Raw genomic sequence first — 19,402 nt, forward strand, 5'->3', positions numbered from 1 at the left:
CGCTTCGGCGTGGGCGGGGTTTTTGTTTGACGGATTGTCGATCAAGTTCCTCAATCGAGCATGTCATCCAACGAATATCTATATGCGAAGTCGGTTAGAGGCGAAACTCCTGATGAAGCTTTACTACGGGGCAATCAAGTGGCTCAGCGTTTGGAAGAGCACCCAGACTGCAGCCATGTTTTTCCTTGTCAGGTTGCGCCGGGGATATTGGGGTATCTTGCTGTCGTGAAGTACATGTCCCACAGTGGAAATCAAATCGAGATTGCTTCTGACAACATCGGTCGGGAGGGTATCGATAAGATCGACGGTTTGCTTTCCGATGCTTCAGCCGCATCTGTGGTCAAAATTTATAAGGACGACGGCTGGATTGTAGCCGAAGGGCTTTTGCGAGACTTGTCGGGAAGCGAGATTACGATTGAGGCTGTGAAAACCTCTATCGATAATAGGGAAGGTAGAACGCTCTTAGCGGAAAAGACATTGAGCGGTGAACTGAACTTGAACGTCACCAACGGTCTCGACACTTTCTCGTATCGAGCCAGCCACTTTCGCCTGATTGAAACAGATGTCATCCGCGCGAGTTTCCTTGTGAAGATGAATGACAGCCACACTCCATAAACCTTCGAAGGTGGAGATGGTCAACAAAGCCACCGAGATCCGCCTGCTTGCTGAAAAGCAGATGGGGGAGTTTCTGGCCGCGAGCCCGAAGAATGAGGGTGGCCGTTGACGAATGTGTTACTCTATGTGCATGAAAAACGTCTTCTTCGCGGCAGTAGCCCTTGCACTGTCGCTCACCTCGTTGCGCGCGCAAACTACAGCCGAGCCAGTGACGGTCTCCCCATCAATCACCCTGACCGGCAAAACGGTTGGTATGAGTCGGGATGTGACAACCACCTGGCAAGCTCCGTGGGGCAGCTTTAACAAAGAGGCTACAAGCCGTCGATGCCTTGCGATCACAATGTCCACCGTTGCCAGGGCTCCCCAAAAGGCGAAGGTTCAGGTTCTCTTTCTTTTCCGCAACCAGGGCTCGAAGGATCTGGAGATTGAATCTACTGACGCGAAAGAGGCGACTGCCGAAAACGGCAAGCCAGCTATCCTCACGGTTGATGTCATCACTGAAGACACCTACGACAAGTATGTTGCCCTTGGGGCCCAGGCGAAGACGGGGCAGCGGTATGTGGGATGGGCGGCAAGAGCCATTGATGCGAACGGGAACATTGTAGGGACATGTGGCAGCACCACGGCTTACGCCAAGTACGCCTACGAGGCGAGATAGGCGTGAAGCGGTAGGCTCCGAAGTTGATCAGCATGCGATTCCTCACCATGGAATCGAAAGCAGACCCTACCCACATCACAATCAAGATCCCTCGCCGGGCCCTCCAGCTCTGCGCGGACAAGCTGCCATCTGGTGTGACCGTGCTCATGGTGCCGCCAGATGCGTTTCCGCCTGAGTTTATCCGACTGCCGGATAATGGAGAGCGATGCTCTGTCACTGGCATGTCTCGCACCTGGCTCATTGAGCGCATTCGGGACAGCCGCAAGTACGGGACTGCTATCAAGGTGCATCACATCCGTAGCAAGGGCGCTCTCCGCGGAGTGGTGCTCATTGATCGAGCGAGTCTTGTCGCGTGGCTCGCTGAGCACGAAGAGCCAGAGTGGGTAAACGGCAAGATGCCCTCCCCAGTGCGTCAGTCCAGATCCTGAAACGGTGATTTCATAGGTCCTGCCGTTGGGTAAACCTTGGCAACGTACTCATTCGCTGCCTTTAGGGTGACGCGATAGCCGCGAACGCCTGAAAACTTCTTTGCGCGAATGTGACCAGCCTTTTGATGCGTCCGAATGGTCAGCATCGACTTATCTACATGGGTCGCGATCTGCTCAAGGGTGACGTGAGACTCGATCATGGTGGCGAAGGTTTATGTATTAACTGTGGAGGCTCAATGAATGGTAGGTGGGGGAACTTCCTGGCAATGTAGCGGTTTGCCTCTCTCAATGTGAACCGCATTCCGCGAATCCCTTTCGCCTTGGGGCACGGGCGGATGAGGCCATTGTTTACATCCACGTTAATCAGGCGAGTGCATCGCCCGATGTGGGCCGCGAGCTGGTCGCGGTTGATGTAGATTTGCGGCAAGTCATCATGCTGCATGGCTCCTTTTTAAGCGAGGGCCAAGGCGCATCAAGCAACAGTTTTGAGGGGCCTCGATTGAGTGCTTGAACAAGTCTAGCGGGTCTTGTGCTACGCCAGGAGGAATTGACCGAATAGGGCAATCATGCGTGACCTCATAGATTTGAAAAAAGTATGCTCTGCAAAACTTTCCTGTTGCATCAACTTGTACAGTGTACAAGTATACCTGCGTGAACCACGGTGACCGTGGGGAACAAAAAAGGCCTGCCAGGTGTACCACCACCCGACAGACCTCACATGCAATAATCCTGTTAGGAGGATCACTACTATGCAAACATATGAGCGCGGAGCTAGTCCGCAAGCTGAAGCTTGCCAGGGAACAATTGGGCGTCACACAGAAGGAGATGGCCGCACGACTGGGTGTGTCGTACAACACCCTAGTCAGCTGGGAGAACGACGCCAGAACACCCAGCGCCCTGGCCCTGGAGGCGCTAAACGCCAAGCTGGACTCGCTACTTCAAAAATAGATCCCGGTGGCCGCTTTGGTCACCCGAGCCCCGCCGAAAAGGCAGCGGGCATGCTGGACTTCATCGACAGCCAGTCTCAGCAGAAGATCGGGCTCGCGGGGAGTCACAATCTGCCGACGCTGGTGCGCCGGGGGCTTGGCTTCCTGTCCGAGTTCACCAACACGCCGGCGGAGGACATCCTTGCCGTGTTGATCGTCCGTGAAGTGGAAGTGATGGGGCAGTACTTCTGCTTCAATGGACGCAAGGGGTTGGCAACCCTTCAGGAGGTCGGCTGGCGCTACCAGTCCGAGTCGAACGAGCTTCGCATCATCAACGGCAACCTGTGAAGCGTCCACCCGCTGCGGCTCCAGAATGCACTGGGGCCGCGGCTGGGGTGCGCCATCGCGCAACCATTGTCCATCATGACGAATAGCCCTACCTCGTTCAGGATGTCGGAAGAGCTTGAGCAGGCAACCAAGCTGCTGATTGAAAAGCACGGCATTGGCACCATTGGCATCTACATCCGGACGCTCATCCGAAATGACTGCCTGGCAGGCGGCGCTTGTCTCTCGATCGCCATGTCCTTCAACAATCTGACCAACCTCGAACAGGCCGAGCTTGATCGGAAGCTTCTGAAGCGGTTGCAGGGCAAGCCCCGGCCCCGGGGAGTGATGTTGAACCGCATGGTGGAATCCTTCCCTCGGACGGTTTCGGAGGCAGCAAATCCCGCACCCAAGCGACATAGCAAACAGATCACAGTGCGCACGGTGCTGGGCTTGGAGGAGCCTGATGTCCAGCAGATGGGGAGGGAGATTATCCTCAACTTGAGCCCTGAGCACCACACCCTCTTCCTCAACAAAGCGAAGGCGGCCGGGAAAAGCAGCGTGGCCGAGTACTTCGAAGATGAACTGCCTGCATTTGGCTAGGTCAAAAAGATCACCGCCCCCTCCACTTTCTCGGAGGGGGTTTATGATTTCAGATATTCTTCTAGGGTTCTGCCTTGAACCCTGATTCTGTAGGAAACCGCCTGATTCTTAGCCATGTGCTTGCTAAGTTTGACGTGTGTGACGGTGTGTCTCAGTTTTCGGCACGCAACGATGACCATCGGCAGACTGGTCCAGACCGAAGCTAGGGCCGCTTTGCAAGATTCCATTTTGCCGAGGGTTTCAGAGATGATCAGATAAGCGCAGCCGTGATGCTTGCAGACCTTTGGCAGCTTGTCATTCGCCCTCTTGTCGTTCCTCCCCTTGTCGCGCGTAAGAATAAGCCAGTCCCTGTCAGGGTCCGTCTCTGCAAGCTTTGGGATCCAATGACGATCATGTGTACATCCCTTGGCAATATCGTTCTCGTGACTGAATTCCCAGTTGGGATAACTAGATTGCCAGAAAGCGGCCAACTCTTTTGGCAACGCCAATGGCAAATTGTTATCGACTAGGATATGGAGCGGTCTGCTCAAGCAGCTTTTCGGAGTTCGGGAGCATTACGAAAGGCCTCAACAGCGACAACGACGTCGCTAACATCCACTTCGTAGATTCGAGCTGCGTGCTCTGCTCCTCCCTCCGCTTCTGCTGCATCACGAAGCGTTGAGGCTCTATAGACTGTACCTTCTACAGTCGGTTCTCCGAAATTTACACTGGGGTCCATGACCACTCTCTTGGTCACGCCGTCGAACTCGTTCTTCCAAAGTACCCACTTGCTAGCGTGGCCGTCCTTGTCGAATTCTAGACGATCCAGGTACTCGCACATAATAGGGTGCAAGTTCCTGTGTCCTTGGTATGGCCCAGTAAGCTGAATCGTGTTTTCCTCTCCAGGCGGCAGAATCACAACGTCTCCAGCATCATCAACAAAAACTCGATGCCCTCTCTCTGACAGAGGATAGTCGAGGCCGAACTCAGTTTTGCACTTCTCCAGCGCCTCTCTGAGCGCTTTCGCGTTCACATCCTTGGACTTCAAGTAGTGAATAACAGACGCCTGGATGAAATCGTTAAAGTTGAGCCACAGCCCTTCTTCGCCATTTGTGTCAACTTGCCCCTTAATAATCGGCTTCCTGCCCCCATAGGGTCGAAACCATGACCTCAACGTTGTGACAGGTACATGGAGATACGAGGCCACTTCCCGGAAGGAATAGAGACCGCCATACCCCTCCGCGCTGTCTAGCACGCTAATCATTCATCCAATAGTACGTTGCCTTTAGAGCACTTCGGTTGCCTTGTGCCAAGGGAATTTTTCCTTGCAATACGATAATATTGGACCTGACACAGCTAGGCACGTTCAAACACACGTTGTCACCTACCGTTGTTACCGAGGTTGTTTCTCCTCGTTCTTTTCCACGTAAACCCTTCATCTAGAAGAAGTGGCTACCGCGCCAGGACTCGAACCTGAAATAAGAGAGTCAGAATCTCTCGTGTTACCATTACACTACGCGGCAGTTGTCTGGCGAAGGCTTGCACCTTCACCCTAAATCAAACCCGACAGTATGGCTACCGCGTAAGGATTCGAACCTTAACAAAGAGAACCAAAATCTCTTGTGCTACCGTTACACCACGCGGCAGTTGGGATACTGCGGGCCGATAAAGTACGCAGGAAGGCGGTGTCCGCAAGAAAAAATGGCGCAGGAGGTGGCAATCCGGCGAAGGATGCCTCCCTCTCCCTCCAGCGAAGCGTCTCAACAGCCCGCTTGCGGGCCCCTCAGCCAGCTGCGGAGCGGCGTCTCCACCAGCGTAACGTCTCAACTCTCCCTCCCCCTCCCCTAGTCTTTCGGGAAGATGCGTCCGCGATTTTCCAGCGAGGGCAGCAGGCCGGTCAGGTCCCAAGTCTGGCCCTGGGGAGCGATCAGTTCGCCCGTGGTGACCATCAGGACGCCGCCACCGCGCAACTCGATGCGGGTCTGCAGCACTCCCTTGCCGTAGGTTTTCACCCCCTGGCTGGCGGCTCGGGCGGTCTTGCTGTTCACCAGAGCGGCAATGACCAGCTCTGCGGCCGAGGCTGTTCCTTCGTCTTGGAGGAGGACAATCGCGGCGGGTTTGAACTCGCGCGGTTTGGTGGCGGTGCTCACCTCATCCGGCCTGCCCCGGGTGCGAACGGTCACGACCGGCTCGCCAGCCTCTAGAAACAGGCTGGTGAAGGCGATCGCCACGTCCAGATCACCGCCCGGGCAGCCGCGCAGATCCAGGGTGAGCGTGCTGCCTGCCGTGAGCTGTCCCAAGGCGGCGCGGGCCTCATCCAGCAGTTCTTTGCTGAACTTGCGTACCCGCAGGACCACCCCGGTGACCTTCTTTTCCACAAACACACTGGGGGTCGTGAGCGCCTCCCGGGTGACCCGGACGGTCTGGGCGCGCCCAAAGCCATGCTCCACCCGGAGATTCACCTCCGTACCGGGAGCGCCCCGGATCAAACCTGCCAGGTACTCCAGGGGCTTTTCGTTCACCGACTTGCCATCGACCGTAAGCAGCTTGTCCCCGGCCTTGACCCCGGCGGCTTCCGCAGGCGAGCCCGGCAAGGGGTAGCAGAGAAAGATGCCGTTCTTCTCGTTGATGGACATGCCCACCCCGCTGCCGGAGGCCTTTCCCATGAGCTGGGAGATACGCACGTCATCCGCCTCAATATAGCGGGTGTAGGGGTCGTGCTGCTTGCAGTAGGTCTTGATGGCGGTTTCCGCCAGATCCCGCAGTGACTGACGCTGCCCGGGTGCGGTGGCGATCGCTTGAAGGGCACTGATGAATTCAGCTTCCGCAGCGCCATCGATCATGCCTGAAAGGTCCTTGGCCTGCGCCTGGGCACCCTCGCCCAGAGAGGTCAGCAGCCCACGCAATGCCTTCGTATAGATGACCGGAATCGGTTCCGTCCGGTAGGCCACCTTGTAAATTTGCCCCACCGCCTCATTCACCAGCGCAGTGACGGTGGCCACATCCGCTTCCTGGTCTGTAGCAGGAGCCCCAGACGGGGCCTGCGCCACCAACGGAGAGGAGACCAGCGGTGCCAGCCCCAGCCCAAGTCCGAGCAGGAGTGAACGGGTGGCGGAGATGGACAAAAGTTTCATGGATCAGACAAGGCTGGCGGGACGGATGAACGATGCCTACTGAACGTACGGCTATGGCAAAAAATACCCTGCCAGACTGGAGCCAGCACAAGATGGGCGAAGAGTGCGCCCGCTGCAACGTCTCAAAAAAAAGCTGCCCGGGCAAAGCCTCGCCTCAAGCGAAGACAGAAACCGGGCAGCAAAGGTCATGCCTAGACCACCGGCTCAGGATCAGCAGCGGGAGGGAAAGTTCCCTGTCACACTGCCGTGAAGTCCGGTGAACGGGCGGGCGGACCGACGGGGGGGATCAATAGCCGTTCTCGCGGCGATTGACCTCACGGCGCAGCCGCTCGCTGCGGCCTTGCTGGTACTCGGTGTCGCTCTGGAGATCGCTCAAGTGCTGCTGACGGGCGGCAATGCGACCGTCGGCCTGGTTTTGGGACCAGCCAAAGAGACCACCCTGGTTCGGGTCGCCCGTGGTGGCGCAGGAGCTAAGCAGCAGGCTGGAGGCTGCGAGGGAAAGAAGCAGGGTGGTGCGGATCATGGCGGTCAATCAACTAAGTGGTTCAAGGATTGCTTGTGCCCGCCGCCGAAGTTGTGACACCACGAACTGCGGAATCTCAAAGAAAAGCAGTGTTGAAAAACAATCGAAACCCAGGCGGTTCTAAAAAACACCGCCTCCAGAGAGTACCGGAGGCGGTGAAAAGAGATGGCCCGGAGCCGGATTAGACGTCGATCTGGTTGCCGAGATCAGCCAGGCGTTCCTGGTTGGAGCTAATGGAGGAGCGGGTGCTGCGCAGTTCGCTCACGCGGCTGCGGAGGGAGGAGCTGCCGGTTTCAGACACCACAGAGGTCTGATCCTTGATTTCCACATCCACACGCTGCACTTCCTTGCGGGACTCGGTCTGCATGACCACAACGGCCTGCTTGATCTTGCGCATCTCACCCGTGTCACCGCTGGCCTTGGCGTTCCTGTAGCGACCTTCGAGGTCACGGATGCGCTGGTTGAGGGAGCGGTTGTAGGCGACCGCCTTGGAATTCACGCGCTCAGCTTGGGAGATGCAAGCGTCCAACCAGGCTTCCTGGGAGGCATAGCGGGCCTTTTTGCGGGCAACGCTGTCACCCACGGCCAGACCTGCAAGACCGCCTGCGGCAGCCCCGATCAGGGCGCCTTCCCAGGCGCGACCGCTCTGGTTGCCGATGATACCGCCTGCCAGAGCTCCCAGCGCACCGCCGGCAAGTGCCCCTTCCGTACGGGTGCGGGTCTGGTCATTCTGGATGTTGGCGCAACTGGCGAGCATGGCAAGCGCAGTGCAGGCGGCGGTGGACTGGATGAACTTCATTTTCATAGCGGGGGAGCAAAGGTGATGAAAAGTCAGGGCCGAATGGGGCTGCCGGACTCTCTCAAAAACTAACGCATAAGGCAAATAAATTCCTTTTTCTTCACGCTGACGCGCGGCAAGAGTCACGACAACTCCCGTCCCCACATTCATCCTGCATGACCGGCAACATCACCCTCTGCTACAAGGACGAACTGCGCGCCTTCTCTCTTGATAAAAAGGCGACCGTCATCGGCTCCTCGCCCTCGGCAGATTTGCAGATCCCGGCACCGGGCCTGGAACCCGCACACGCGACCCTCTCCTGGGAGGCCCGGGCCTCCACCTGGGTCCTGAGTGCCGGCACCCCCAATGCCCAGCGCACCCTGCGTCTGAACGGCCAGTCCCTCTCGACCGTGGCCCCTCTGGAAGACGGCGACATCATCGAGATGCCGGACGTCTTGATCCGCTTCGGACTGACGTCGGCACAGCCCGTTTTCCGCGGCGTGACGACGGCGGAAATCCCCCTCAAAGGACTGCGCAAGGTGGTGTTCGGCCGCGCCAGTGGCGACACTTCTGGCGACCCCAAAGTGGACCTCGATGCCGAAGATTCCCGCGTCTCCCGAATCCACCTGGAGATCGAACAACCTGAGTCGGGCGTGGCCTTCGCCTCTGACAAAAGTCAGACAGGCACCCTGCTCAACGGACAGCGTTTTGACCGTCGCCAGCTCATTGTGGGCGATCGCCTGAAGCTCGGCAGCTACACTTTTGAGTTCACCGGCACTTCGTTGCGCCAGGTTTCCGCCTTCGGCGGTGCCAAGGTCGAATCCCGGCATCTCACCTTCACGCTGCCGAATGGCCGCAACATCCTGAACGACGTCTCCCTCGACGTCACCCCCTGCTCCTTTGTGGGCATCCTCGGTGGGTCGGGACAGGGCAAGAGCACCCTGATGAACGCCCTCTGCGGGGTGAACCCCGCCAGCGCGGGCGAGGTGTACATCAACGGAGCCCGGCTGGGTGATCCGCGCCAGATGGCGGCCTCAGGCATCGGCTATGTGCCTCAGGATGACATCGTGCACCAGGAGCTCACGGTCACCGAGGCCATCACCTACAGCGCACAGTTGAAGCTCCCCTCCGGCACCCCTCGCAAGGCGGTGCGTGATCTCGTAGAGGAGACCATCGACCGCCTGGGTCTGGCTGAGCACAAGGAAAAGCGCATCTCCATGCTCTCGGGCGGCCAGCGCAAGCGCGTCAGCATCGCCACCGAGCTGCTGGCAAAGCCCAGCGTGCTTTTCCTGGATGAACCCTCCAGCGGCCTCGACCCGAAGACGGAATTTGACCTCATGTCCCTCCTCCGCCGGCTGGCAGGCACGGACTGCACCGTCATCTGCACCACCCACGTGCTGGGGCGCGCTTACCTTTTTGATCAGCTGCTCTTCGTGCACGGGGGGCATGTCATCTTCAACGGCACGCCGGACGAGGCGGAGCGCTACTTCAAAGTCGAGCGCGGGCTCGATGAAATCTATCTGAAGGTGGGCGGTGATGAGACCCGCACCGCCGCCCAGTGGCGTCAGGAGTTCGAGGGCTCACGCCCCGAGGCCAAGCCTCTGGCCTATCTGCCCCCAGCCCAGGACGATCCCCTCCAGCAAGGCCGGCCCAAGTTGGGTCCCGGCTGGCTGCCCACCCTCTTCATCCAGCTGCGCCGCCAGTGGAGCATCCTCAAGGCGGACCTGCTCAACCTGCTCTTCCTCCTCGCCCAGCCCGTCATCATTGCCGTGCTGGTCGGCTGGGTGGCGGACGACGCCGTGTTGCGGATGTTCCTGTGCATCGTGGCCACGCTCTGGTTCGGTTGCAGCAACGGTGCCCAGCAGATCGTGCGCGAGATATCCATCTTCCGACGCGAGCGCGTCTGCGGCCTGGGACTGAATGCCTACCTGCAGAGCAAGTATGCCTTCCTCACCTTCGTCACCGTTCTGCAGGCCATCGTCCTCTTCGTCGTCACGCTGGGCGTGGGTCATCTCCTGAACCCGCCCGACCTGAAAGCGGAAGATTTCCTGAAAAAGGCGACCGAACGGCTCACCCCCAAGGTCACGGCCGCCCAGGCACCGGATGCAAGTGGTGGCCAAGCCCCCGCCGTCTCGCTCGATGAGTTCGAGATCGTCACCGAGGAAACGAAGAACGCGCCCAACAACACCGCTCCCACCCCTGCACCGGTCGAAGTCGTCGCTCCGCCAGCTCCCAAGGGTCCCGGTTTCATCACCACCACGCTCCTGCGTGCCGCCCACTTCTTCGAGTTCGGCCAGAACCTTCTGGACACCACCGACCCCGGCGAAGGCAAACCTCCGGGGCCGGACACGGGCATCAAGATGCTGGGCATCGGCATCACGGTCATGCTCTTGAAGCTGTTCGCGCTTTTCGCCGCCGCCTTTGTGGGTGTGGCTATCGGCCTCGCTATCTCTGCGCTCGTGCGCAACAGCACCCAGGCTGTCATGTGGGTGCCCCTGGTGTTGATTCCTCAAATCCTCTTTGGCGGATTCGTGGTGACCCGGCCAGAGATGACCGCCAGCGTGCGAATCGCCAGCACCATCGTCCCCAGCTTCTGCGCCCAGCGCATGATGGACGTGGCCGGCATCTACGGCCAGACCACGCCGCGCATCAGCAACCGCACAAAGTACCCCGTCTTCCTCACCCCCACTGGCGAGCAGGAATCTGTCACCTGGACAGAGGCTGGCAAGGAGTACACGGAGAAGTACGACAAGGTCTCCGACTGGAACGTGAGCTGGCAGAACCTCGTCGTCTTCCCCAATCGCGTGGGCCAGCACCACCACCTCTTCGCCATGCGCCGTGGGGTGAAGGTGTACGACCAGTCCACAGAGCAGCGCAATGATGTGCGTTACGAAATGGGCACTCTCTTCCGCTTCGCCGACCCAGCCATCAGCTCCTTCCTCGTGCTCGGCGGCTGGATCGTCGCCTGCTACGGCATCACCATCTTCGGCCTCATCGGGAAACAGAAAGGGAAGTAGCGCCAGTGGTCAGCAAGCAGTTGGCAGTGGGCAGGGTGTTGGGGCCGCTCCGATTCATTTCCACGTGTCGCCCGCCTTCGAAAACTGCATTCCCTTCAGCCTATCGACCTCCTCCTGCTCCAGATTACTGCCCACTGATAACTGTCCACTGCCCACTGAACCCCCATGCCAACCATCGGTCTCGTCGCTCATGATCACTGCAAAGATAACCTGCTCGCCTGGGCGCAGAAGCACAGGGAGCAGCTTCAAGGCTGGACTCTCTGCGCCACGGGCACGACGGGAGGCCTTCTGGAGAAGGAACTGGGGCTGCCAGTGCGCCGATTCTTAAGCGGGCCGCTGGGGGGCGACCTTCAGATCGGCACGGAGATCGCCGAGGGCCGCATGGAGCTCCTGATCTTCTTCTGGGATCCCCTCTCCGCCCAGCCGCATGATCCAGATGTGAAAGCCCTGCTGCGCGTGGCTGTCCTGTGGAACGTGCCAGTGGCCATGAATGAGGCCGGTGCCGACCTATTGCTCATCGGTCTGGCGCAGGGAACCTACCAGCGCTTCATCCCAGACCACACGAACTATCGCGCTGTCCGGGAGCTCCAGGCCGCCAGCCTGCGCGCCGCCTCATCGGGCTGCTGATTTCAACTCCTCGAACCGCTTCCGAAGTTCCGCCAGCCGCGAAGACTGCGCAGTGTCGTTAGCAAGGTTGTATTCCTCTTTGGGGTCCGCCTTCAGGTCGAAGAGCTCCTCGTATTTGAAGTCAGGCCAGAGGAGGTACTTCACGTCTTTCCGCACGAGCGCTTCTGACGCCGGGATAAAATCCACGCTGCGGAGCGTGGTGTGTTCATAGAAGAACTCCTGCCGCCAGGCCGGCGGGGCCGCAGCAAGATACAGCGGGGCAAAGTCCTGCCCCTGCATGGTGGCAGGCGCCTTGATGCCTGTGGCCGCCAGGATGGTGGGGGCCAGGTCCACATTGAGTACGAACTCATCATTCGTACCGCCACGACGGGCCTCCGGGGTGCGAGGATCGCGCACGATCAACGGCACGCGGATGCTCTCCTCATACGGGTACCACTTGTCTGCCAGACCGTGCTCCCCGTGAAAGTAGCCGTTGTCCGTGGTGAAGATCACCAGGGTGCGGTCCAGCACCCCTTGAGACTTGAGCGCCTCCAGCACCTTGCCACAGGCAGTGTCCACCTCCGTAGCCATGCGGTAGTAGGCCTTCATGTACTCCTGGTATTTCTCCGGCGTGTCGAAGCGCCAGTGCCAGCGGTTGCGACCTTCGTTCTTTTCGTTGGCGATGAAGGGAGGCAGCTTTATGAAGTGTGCCTCTGTGGCTGTCGCAGGCACGGGCACCTGCACCTCCTTGTACAGGGATTCACTCTCCGGCTGGTAGAGATACTGTTTCGGATTCTGGTCTTCCGCATGGGTGGCAAAGAAGGCCAGAGTGAGGCAGAAGGGTTTGTCCTTGGGCCGCGTGTTGAGGAACTCCAAGGCGTCTTTCTGATTCTTCTGCGTCACGTGCACAGTGCTTCCGTCAGGCTCTTTGATGAAATGCCTCCCGCTGTAAGAGCGGCCGAAGTCGAAAGCCTCCTGCGGAAACTTGCCGTTGTGCCACTTGCCGACATGACCCACCCAATAACCCTGCCCACGCAGCAAACCCGGATAGGTCTCGCTCATGGGTGTCTTGAACATTTGGAATGCGGGATTGCCATGCCGTGACATCCATTGACCCGTGAACAGCGTGGCCCGGCTCACACCGCAGATGGAGGTGGTCACGCAGGCCCGCGTGAACCGCGTCCCCTCCGTAGCCAGGCGGTCCAGATTCGGCGTCTTCACGACCGGATTGCCTGCGCATCCCAGGGTGTCAAAACGCCAGTCGTCCGCATAGAGCACCACCACATTCAAAGGCCCGGCCTCCGCCGCACCCAGTCGGGGCGCAGCCCACAAAGCGATCAACGACAACAGGAGGACGGACAAGTGATGACGCATAGCAGGGAGCGGTCGGGCGATGATGAGGGGTTCGGTCTGCCCACTCCCTCAGTTCTCAATGCCATGACGGGCGGTCAGTTCGTCTTGGGAACGTCGCCACCCGGAGCTTTGTTGCCAGCCTTTTTGTTGGGCCCAGCGGCACGACCGCCCCGCATGGGGAAGTCCGCAGAGTCCACCCGGGCGCTCTTCATCAACTCCAGTGCCCGGCTCACCCGGTCTGGATGCGCGGCCGCCACATTGTGCGCCTCGCCCTCATCGGTCGCCAGGTCATAGAGCTCCACCGGCTGGTTGGGACCGTTGCGCACGGCCTTCCAGTTTTTGTCAAAGCGCAGCGCCTGGATGGAGGCATTCTCATGCAACTCCCAGTAGAAATACTCCCGCTGCGGAGCAGGGCCCCCTTTCAGGAATGAAACGAGTGACAGACCGTCAGGCTTGTACCCAGATGGCAGTTTGGCGCCCGCCAGATCCGCCGCCGTGGGGAGAAAATCCCAAAAGGCCCAAGGCTCATCCGAAACCCGGCCCGCCGGAATCGCACCGGGCCAGCGGGCGATCGAAGCCTGCCGCAATCCGCCTTCATACATACCGCGCTTGAAACCCCGCAACTTGCCGCCCATCGCCTGGTCAAACAAGCGGCCCAGCTCCGAATCCGGTGGGAAAGAGGAACCGTTGTCTCCAGAGGTCATGACCAGCGTGTTCTCATCGATCTTGAGTTCCTTGAGCAGGTCCAGCAGACGCCCCACATCACTGTCCAGCCGCGTCACCATCGCGGCATACGCCTTCTGCGTGGGCGTCCAGTCTTTCTGATCGGCATAGATGCCCAGGTTGTCGATCTCATAGTCTCCATGGGGCAGAGTGATGGCGTAGAACAGGAAAAACGGCTGGTCTGGAGCCTTGCGCTTCTGTTCGCGGACCCATTTCAGACTCTCGTTGGCAAACAGATCCTGCACATACGTCTTGCCATCCAGTTCCACCTGCTGGTCATCGTTCCAGATGTAAGGCGGAAAGTAGTCGTGCGCCTTGCGCTGGCAGTTGTGGCCATAGAAGTGGTCGAATCCCTTCTTCAACGGACTGCCGGTGGTGTCAAACATGCCCATCCCCCACTTCCCCACGCAGGCCGTGGCATAACCCGCCCCCTTCAGGACCTGGGCTACCGTCACCGTTTCGGCCGGCAACGGCATCTGCCCCTCCGGCTTGATCTCCCGGTTGGCCCGGATCGGGCAGTGGCCCATGTGCAGCCCGGTCATCAGCGACGAGCGTGAAGGCGCGCACACACTGGTGCCGCAATAGGCCTGCGTGAACCGAGTCCCTTCCGCCGCCATGCGATCCAGGTTCGGCGTCTTGATCAGCTTCTGGCCGTAACACCCCAAGTCCCCTTGGGCAAGATCGTCACTGAGGATGTAGATGATATTTGGCGGTGGTGCGGCGTGCACGACGGCCTGATTCGCCGAGAGCAGGGCAACACCGAAGCAGAGAAAGAGGAGGTTGCGCAGAAACATGGACGTAGGGAACGAAGGGTTTGAGCGGATCTTGTGATCAAGTCGTTTGTCAGGCCGGGATCCGAGTCTAAACGAACCCCTCACAAAGTGATGCGCTCTGGATGCGAAGTGGGACCCGAGCGACGTGGCGATTGCGAGGGAGGCCAGCTCGTGTTTCAATGGCACAAATGATTGACCGGGGGCCCTGCAAAACGTGTGGCGCAATGATTCTGCCCGCGACCGCAGATAGACATCAAGGTCAATGCGGGACCTGTGCCAAGCTCACGAAACCAGCGCAATCTTCCCAGAGCATTTTTTGCTTGATCGTCGAGTCGGCTCAGGTGCTGGGCCATCTGCTCATTTTGCCCTTCTTGCCTGGTTGGGCTTTAGCAAGATCACTCTGGTACCGGTGGCGGTTTCCCTACAGCGCTCGCACCTTGGAGAAGGCTGTTGCAGCAGTCCAAGAACGAGCTTCAACGGTGGACAGCTACGTGCAGGGAGTCCTACGCGGGTATATCAGCGATGCCCCCATCTTCAATGGCTTTGCCCAAAACGACGCCTTCCTTCAGGGCAGGACTGATGGGGGCCTGCTTCGCAGGGGAGAAATCGCGTTTGAAGAAATTCCAACCCAGCACGTGACTGAGACAGTCAATGGTGGGCTGATCCTCTGGGTGGCGAATCGTATCTCGCAATGACCTCCAGCCACATGAGCACTGCGCCACCCCCCGAGCATCCGACCACCACGAGCACTGGTAGAATGGACTGGTTGTCGTCCTTGTTGTTGTTTTTCCCCGCGTCTTTCGCGGCATCGTACTACGGCGGGCAAGTGCAGACTTTAAGGCTTCCCTTCGCGAGCTTTGCCATCACCTCACACGTGTGGATGGTGTTCTGTTTCCTCATCCTTCCCCTGATAGTTTCAGGTTGGCGAGCACGACTGCTGAGATTTCTCCCACATCTCCTCGGCATCGTCTGCCTGATGTCGCCCATGATCATCTTGAAATGCGGTGCGGTGGACATCCCCCTCAAGCCAAAGCTCACCCAGCAGGAACAGAGAGAAATCGCCTCGCGGTTCCACTTTCCCACAGTGATCTCCAGCAGTTCGAGCAAGGGTCAAAGCCTGTACCTGCGACGGTCAGACTACACTCCGACGGTAAAGCAGACGTTGCAGGATCTTGGGCTGCTTGCGAACGATGAATAGGCCGTCCTCCTGCCCAACTGCAATTCCCACCTCTTGAACATGACCCATCCAGCCCCAAGGGACAGATGCTTGATGCTTATTCGCGAAGCCATCTCTGCGGACGCCCCTGATGTGGCATCACTCTACCGCGAACTTGTCAGCGATCCGAATCTCTGCGTGCTGCCTGAACAGGTGGAAACACTGAGGCAGTCCGCTTCAAGCTTCCTGCTTGTGGCCGAAATCCACGGCGTGATCTGCGGCACCGCACTGCTCAACCTTTGTGCAGATGTGATGTATGGTGCCCAACCCTTCGGGGTCATCGAAAACGTCATCATCTCTCCTTCCTTCAGAGGCCAGGGGGTAGGACGGCAGCTCATGTCGCACATGGAGCATCTCGCGATTCAAAACGATTGCACCAAGCTCATGCTTCTGAGCAGCCAGACTCGCACAGAAGCTCATGCGTTCTTCCGCCGATGCGGATTTCACGACGGCACCAAGCAGGGATTTGTGAAATACCGTCGCCAGTTCGATGCCCGCCCCTCTTCCGCCGATGACTGAAAACGACAACGCCTCATCGACCTCGAACGAGGCCTGCGTATTCCGACGGGCCGTTGCTGAAGACATGCCCTCTGTTGCCCGACTCTATCGGTTGGCCATCTCCACGGCCCTGCCGCTGTTGCCAGCCCTGCACACTCCTGAGGAAGACAGGGAACATTTCTGCCACACCGTATTTCAGCAGACTTCCGTGTGGATGGTGGAACTCAACCAGAAGCTGGCCGGGTTTATCGCCTTCCGCCCGGGTTGGGTGGACCAGCTTCACGTTCATCCTGATCACCAGGGCAGGAAGCTGGGCTCCCGTCTGCTGGATCTGGCCAAGGCGAGGTCTGCAACGCCGGAACTTCGACTTTGGACCTTTCAATGCAACAACCCCGCCCGCCGCTTCTACGCAGCGCACGGGTTCGAGGTCGAACGCATGACCGGCGGAACTGACAATGAAGAAAAACAGCCCGACGTGCTCTACGTGTGGACTCGCCCGTCCTGATGTGGCGTTTTTTTCATGCATCACCTTGCGCTGATGCCGGTTGCCAATCGGCCCTACGCTCCAGTGCGAATATCACTGGAGGAGAAGAACCTTCGCGATATCTGTACCCGCATAGGCGAACGTTATAGGGAGTATTTCACACGCAGGATTTTTGCGTCCTGACCGCTTAAAAGCGGTGAAGCTCCTCCGCCAAAGAATCCCAGATGCCTCCCTGCGCCCCTCAGGTCTTTTGTCTTCTGTCTTCAAGTCTTCTGTCTCCCGCGAAGCGGGCCCTAGCCTGCAACCACGGTGTCACAACCACGGCCGCGAGAATGATCCCGGTGCCAAGGTAGAACCCGCCGCTCATCCGCTCCTTGTCCCCAAAGAGCAGAGCCGCGAGCAGGATGCCGTACACAGGTTCGAGGTTGTACACCACGTTGATGGAGAACACGGAGAGGCGTCGCAGCACATCCATGTACGCCGCATAGGCTCCCACGGTGCAGACCTGGGAGAGCACCAGCAGCCACACCCAGTCCGCCGTTTGGGGCGCTTGCGGGGAGGTGCCCAGAAGCCACTGACCCGCCAGCACGGCCACCGCCCCAACACACGCCCCCGCCATCTGGTAGCAGGAAATCACGGCGAAATGCTCCCGGGCCACGAGATGTTTGTTGATGACAGCAAACAGCGCCCCCACAAACGCACACCCCAGCCCGGCGGCAAACCCCTGCCAATAAGCAAACTCCACGCGGAAGATCAGCCCCACCGCCAGCACCATGAGCACCCCCATGGTCAGCTCCAGCCGGCTGATGCGACGGCCTTTTTCAAACAGGGGTTCGAGGAGGGAACACCAGATCATGGTGGTGGGCAGGGCTGCCATGGCCACGGACACATTACCCAGCTTGACCGCCAGGAAGAAAAGCATCCAGTGCCCACCCACGAGAAGCCCGTTGCCCAGCAGCTTCAACGCGGTGTGGCCACCAACGTTCAGCCCAGCCTTTAACACACGGGCCACCACGGCCAGCCCCAAGGCCGCCAGTCCCGTGCGCCAGGCCACGGTCTCCACCGGAGGCAGGGAGATGAGCCGGCCCAAGGGCCCGGTGAAACCCCATGCCAGCACCACCAGATGGAGCTGGAGCCAGCTACCCCAACTGGCAGCAGGTGAGGAAGAGGTGACGGGGAGGGAGGACACAAGACTGGAGGTGAAGGAATTCGAGCAGACATCACAGTCCGCCCCACTGACTACGGAATGCTGACAGCCGGAGTTGCGGTTGTCACAGGGCGGCTGATGCGACCCGCGATCAGCAACGCCCCCAATACGCCCAAGACCACCGACGACAACCAGACCAGGTCAGGAGAATACTGGTACATTCCCAAGCTGAACGCCGAAGCCGAAATGTTCCCCAGACTCCAGGCCCAGCTCAAAAAGCCCGAATACCGGCCGCGCATGTCATCCGGGGCCAGGCTGGCCGCATAGGCCTGCTGGCGGGAGAACGCCATCATCTCGCCAAAGGTGAAGACTACCATCGCCAGCAGAAAGGCCCCCAACCCAACACCGAACGACAGCACCAGGAAGCTCACGCTCATGCCGATATAGCCCATGGCAATGCAGTTCCGCACCGGCCAGGCCCGCGTGACTGCCGTCAGCGGCATCTCCATGAGGCAGATCATCATCCCATTCACCGCCATGACGAATCCATAAAGCTCCAGGGGCTTGAAGTGGAACCCATGCCAGTCCAGCGCAGGCACACTGATCTCGAAGTGCAGGGCAAAGGTGGTGGTGAGCTGACGAAAGACGATGGAAATCGTCACGCAAGCCGCCGCCAGCGCCAGAAACGGCCGGTTGCGCCGGATGGAAGCAAGCGCGTGCCCCCACCCACTGGTCTGACGCGTGCCGCGATTCCCCTTCGGCAACAAGATCAGGGCCACCAGACCAAAGAACACCGCGGTGGCTGCGTCCCCGGCGAAGAGCCAGAAGAAGGAGTGCTCCGCCAGGAAACCCGCCGCCATCGGCCCCACCGCCCAGCCCAGGTTCACGGAGAATCGCATCACCGCGTAGGCGGCCAGCCGGTGTTCGACCGGGATGATGTCCTGCACCAGGGCACTCGTCGCGGGATTCCCCGCTTCCATGAACAACCCCGTCAGAAAAGCGAGCGAGACCAGCAGAGGGAAAGTGTGCGCCTGAGAGAGCAACATCATCGCCGCTGCCCCGGTAAATGACGCTGTGGCCATGGTGATGTTTCTTCCCACCCGGTCCGCCATCCACCCACCCAGACCCGCAGCCAGAAAACCTCCCGCAGCATAAGCCGCCACCGTCAATCCCGCCTGGGCAGGCGTAAATCCGCTACGCGTCATGAAGATCGTGAGGAACGGCACCACAAAGACGCCGAACTTGTTCACGAACGTGGCCCCGATCAGGGCCCAGAAGGCGGGTGGAAAGGCTCTTAAACTCTCTCTAAAGGTGGGAGGCGAGGACATGGCTGGGAGCGGGAAGCGGGCGACGAGGGCGATGGAAGAGCGACTGGCATGGTGAGCTGAAAACAAAAAAAACCCGCTCACGAGGTCGTGGGCGGGTGCAAGAGACGGGAGACAGGGAAAAAACGACGTCAACTTGCGCAGCAGGCCCACACGGTACCAATGACGGCACGAACGAATTCGTGACGCTTGGAGGTGAGGTGCATTTTTGGCTGCGGGGACATCGAGGTTTAGAGCGTATGGAAAAAAAGCAATTTGTCAAATCGGGAGCGCGATTCCATGGCCTCGCTCC

22 protein-coding genes and 2 tRNA genes are annotated in these 19,402 nt (G+C 59.3%); 13 read left to right on the forward strand and 11 right to left on the reverse strand.

Features of this window, described 5'->3' with window-relative positions; translation table 11 throughout:
• The first annotated feature begins 60 nt into the window (after positions 1-60).
• The 4 genes from BV034_RS32595 to BV034_RS32605 are packed head-to-tail and all read left to right on the forward strand — an operon-like array spanning position 61 to position 1,701.
• Positions 61-615 carry a hypothetical protein gene (locus BV034_RS32595; RefSeq protein ID WP_265593728.1) on the forward strand — a complete coding sequence of 185 codons (555 nt, stop codon included), beginning with the start codon at positions 61-63 and terminating at the stop codon, positions 613-615.
• A complete protein-coding gene (locus BV034_RS36675) occupies positions 596-724 on the forward strand; it encodes a hypothetical protein (RefSeq protein WP_265593729.1) in 129 nt (42 codons plus the stop codon). Before BV034_RS32595 ends, BV034_RS36675 begins: the two co-directional genes overlap by 20 nt.
• Positions 725-745: 21 nt before the next feature.
• Positions 746-1,273, forward strand: coding sequence for a hypothetical protein (locus tag BV034_RS32600; protein ID WP_265593730.1), 528 nt, complete (start codon positions 746-748; stop codon positions 1,271-1,273).
• A 32-nt stretch (positions 1,274-1,305) separates the two neighbouring features.
• A complete protein-coding gene (locus BV034_RS32605; RefSeq protein ID WP_050031115.1) occupies positions 1,306-1,701 on the forward strand; it encodes a hypothetical protein in 396 nt (131 codons plus the stop codon).
• On the opposite strand, the gene BV034_RS32610 is transcribed toward BV034_RS32605, so the two are convergent.
• Positions 1,686-1,901 (reverse strand): hypothetical protein, encoded by a 216-nt coding sequence (locus BV034_RS32610; RefSeq protein WP_050031116.1) that lies wholly within the window; start codon positions 1,899-1,901, stop codon positions 1,686-1,688. The genes BV034_RS32605 and BV034_RS32610 overlap by 16 nt on opposite strands.
• 559 nt (positions 1,902-2,460) lie before the next feature.
• Here BV034_RS32610 and BV034_RS32620 point away from each other — a divergent pair.
• From BV034_RS32620 to BV034_RS32630, 3 genes are all read left to right on the forward strand, one after another.
• Complete coding sequence (locus tag BV034_RS32620) at positions 2,461-2,649, forward strand: helix-turn-helix transcriptional regulator (protein ID WP_050031118.1); 189 nt, start codon at positions 2,461-2,463, stop codon at positions 2,647-2,649.
• Between the two features lie 50 nt (positions 2,650-2,699).
• On the forward strand, positions 2,700-2,975 hold the full coding sequence (locus BV034_RS32625; protein WP_050031119.1) for a hypothetical protein: 276 nt from the start codon (positions 2,700-2,702) through the stop codon (positions 2,973-2,975).
• A 102-nt stretch (positions 2,976-3,077) separates the two neighbouring features.
• On the forward strand, positions 3,078-3,554 hold the full coding sequence (locus BV034_RS32630) for a hypothetical protein (RefSeq protein ID WP_050031120.1): 477 nt from the start codon (positions 3,078-3,080) through the stop codon (positions 3,552-3,554).
• Positions 3,555-4,080: 526 nt separating this feature from the next.
• Here BV034_RS32630 and BV034_RS32640 read toward each other — a convergent pair.
• From BV034_RS32640 to BV034_RS32665, 6 genes are all read right to left on the reverse strand, one after another.
• A complete protein-coding gene (locus BV034_RS32640) occupies positions 4,081-4,797 on the reverse strand; it encodes a hypothetical protein (protein WP_050031122.1) in 717 nt (238 codons plus the stop codon).
• 185 nt (positions 4,798-4,982) lie between these two features.
• A tRNA-Gln gene (locus BV034_RS32645) sits at positions 4,983-5,056 on the reverse strand.
• A 49-nt stretch (positions 5,057-5,105) separates the two neighbouring features.
• Positions 5,106-5,179, reverse strand: a tRNA-Gln gene (locus BV034_RS32650).
• Between the two features lie 198 nt (positions 5,180-5,377).
• On the reverse strand, positions 5,378-6,667 hold the full coding sequence (locus tag BV034_RS32655; RefSeq protein WP_050031123.1) for a S41 family peptidase: 1,290 nt from the start codon (positions 6,665-6,667) through the stop codon (positions 5,378-5,380).
• A gap of 286 nt (positions 6,668-6,953) precedes the next feature.
• Positions 6,954-7,190: a hypothetical protein gene (locus tag BV034_RS32660; RefSeq protein WP_050031124.1), complete on the reverse strand. Its 237-nt coding sequence runs from the start codon at positions 7,188-7,190 to the stop codon at positions 6,954-6,956.
• Between the two features lie 181 nt (positions 7,191-7,371).
• Positions 7,372-7,989 carry a YMGG-like glycine zipper-containing protein gene (locus BV034_RS32665; protein ID WP_265593731.1) on the reverse strand — a complete coding sequence of 206 codons (618 nt, stop codon included), beginning with the start codon at positions 7,987-7,989 and terminating at the stop codon, positions 7,372-7,374.
• 155 nt (positions 7,990-8,144) lie between these two features.
• Here BV034_RS32665 and BV034_RS32670 point away from each other — a divergent pair, with 155 nt between their 5' ends.
• Together BV034_RS32670 and BV034_RS32675 are read left to right on the forward strand one after the other, a co-directional pair.
• Positions 8,145-10,985: an ATP-binding cassette domain-containing protein gene (locus BV034_RS32670; protein WP_050031126.1), complete on the forward strand. Its 2,841-nt coding sequence runs from the start codon at positions 8,145-8,147 to the stop codon at positions 10,983-10,985.
• Positions 10,986-11,150: 165 nt separating this feature from the next.
• Complete coding sequence (locus BV034_RS32675) at positions 11,151-11,612, forward strand: methylglyoxal synthase (RefSeq protein WP_050031127.1); 462 nt, start codon at positions 11,151-11,153, stop codon at positions 11,610-11,612.
• Here the strand turns inward: BV034_RS32675 and BV034_RS32680 are convergent.
• Both BV034_RS32680 and BV034_RS32685 read right to left on the reverse strand, forming a co-directional pair.
• Positions 11,598-12,965, reverse strand: coding sequence for a sulfatase (locus tag BV034_RS32680; protein WP_050031128.1), 1,368 nt, complete (start codon positions 12,963-12,965; stop codon positions 11,598-11,600). The genes BV034_RS32675 and BV034_RS32680 overlap by 15 nt on opposite strands.
• A 74-nt stretch (positions 12,966-13,039) precedes the next feature.
• Entirely contained in the window at positions 13,040-14,461 is a 1,422-nt protein-coding gene (locus tag BV034_RS32685; protein WP_265593732.1) for an arylsulfatase, read from the reverse strand.
• A 299-nt stretch (positions 14,462-14,760) separates the two neighbouring features.
• Here BV034_RS32685 and BV034_RS32690 point away from each other — a divergent pair, with 299 nt between their 5' ends.
• From BV034_RS32690 to BV034_RS32705, 4 genes are all read left to right on the forward strand, one after another.
• Complete coding sequence (locus BV034_RS32690; protein WP_265593733.1) at positions 14,761-15,135, forward strand: hypothetical protein; 375 nt, start codon at positions 14,761-14,763, stop codon at positions 15,133-15,135.
• Positions 15,136-15,146: 11 nt separating this feature from the next.
• On the forward strand, positions 15,147-15,638 hold the full coding sequence (locus tag BV034_RS32695) for a hypothetical protein (RefSeq protein WP_265593734.1): 492 nt from the start codon (positions 15,147-15,149) through the stop codon (positions 15,636-15,638).
• A gap of 72 nt (positions 15,639-15,710) precedes the next feature.
• Positions 15,711-16,175, forward strand: a complete 465-nt coding sequence (locus BV034_RS32700) for a GNAT family N-acetyltransferase (protein WP_050031132.1) — start codon at positions 15,711-15,713, stop codon at positions 16,173-16,175.
• 64 nt (positions 16,176-16,239) lie between these two features.
• A complete protein-coding gene (locus BV034_RS32705) occupies positions 16,240-16,659 on the forward strand; it encodes a GNAT family N-acetyltransferase (RefSeq protein WP_050031138.1) in 420 nt (139 codons plus the stop codon).
• A 220-nt stretch (positions 16,660-16,879) separates the two neighbouring features.
• Here BV034_RS32705 and BV034_RS32710 read toward each other — a convergent pair whose 3' ends face one another.
• Both BV034_RS32710 and BV034_RS32715 read right to left on the reverse strand, forming a co-directional pair.
• On the reverse strand, positions 16,880-17,827 hold the full coding sequence (locus BV034_RS32710) for a DMT family transporter (protein ID WP_050031133.1): 948 nt from the start codon (positions 17,825-17,827) through the stop codon (positions 16,880-16,882).
• Positions 17,828-17,877: 50 nt separating this feature from the next.
• On the reverse strand, positions 17,878-19,113 hold the full coding sequence (locus BV034_RS32715) for an MFS transporter (RefSeq protein ID WP_265593735.1): 1,236 nt from the start codon (positions 19,111-19,113) through the stop codon (positions 17,878-17,880).
• Positions 19,114-19,402: the final 289 nt, after the last annotated feature.

Origin of the sequence: Verrucomicrobium sp. BvORR034, assembly GCF_000739635.1 — a bacterium.
Lineage (GTDB): Bacteria > Verrucomicrobiota > Verrucomicrobiia > Verrucomicrobiales > Verrucomicrobiaceae > Verrucomicrobium.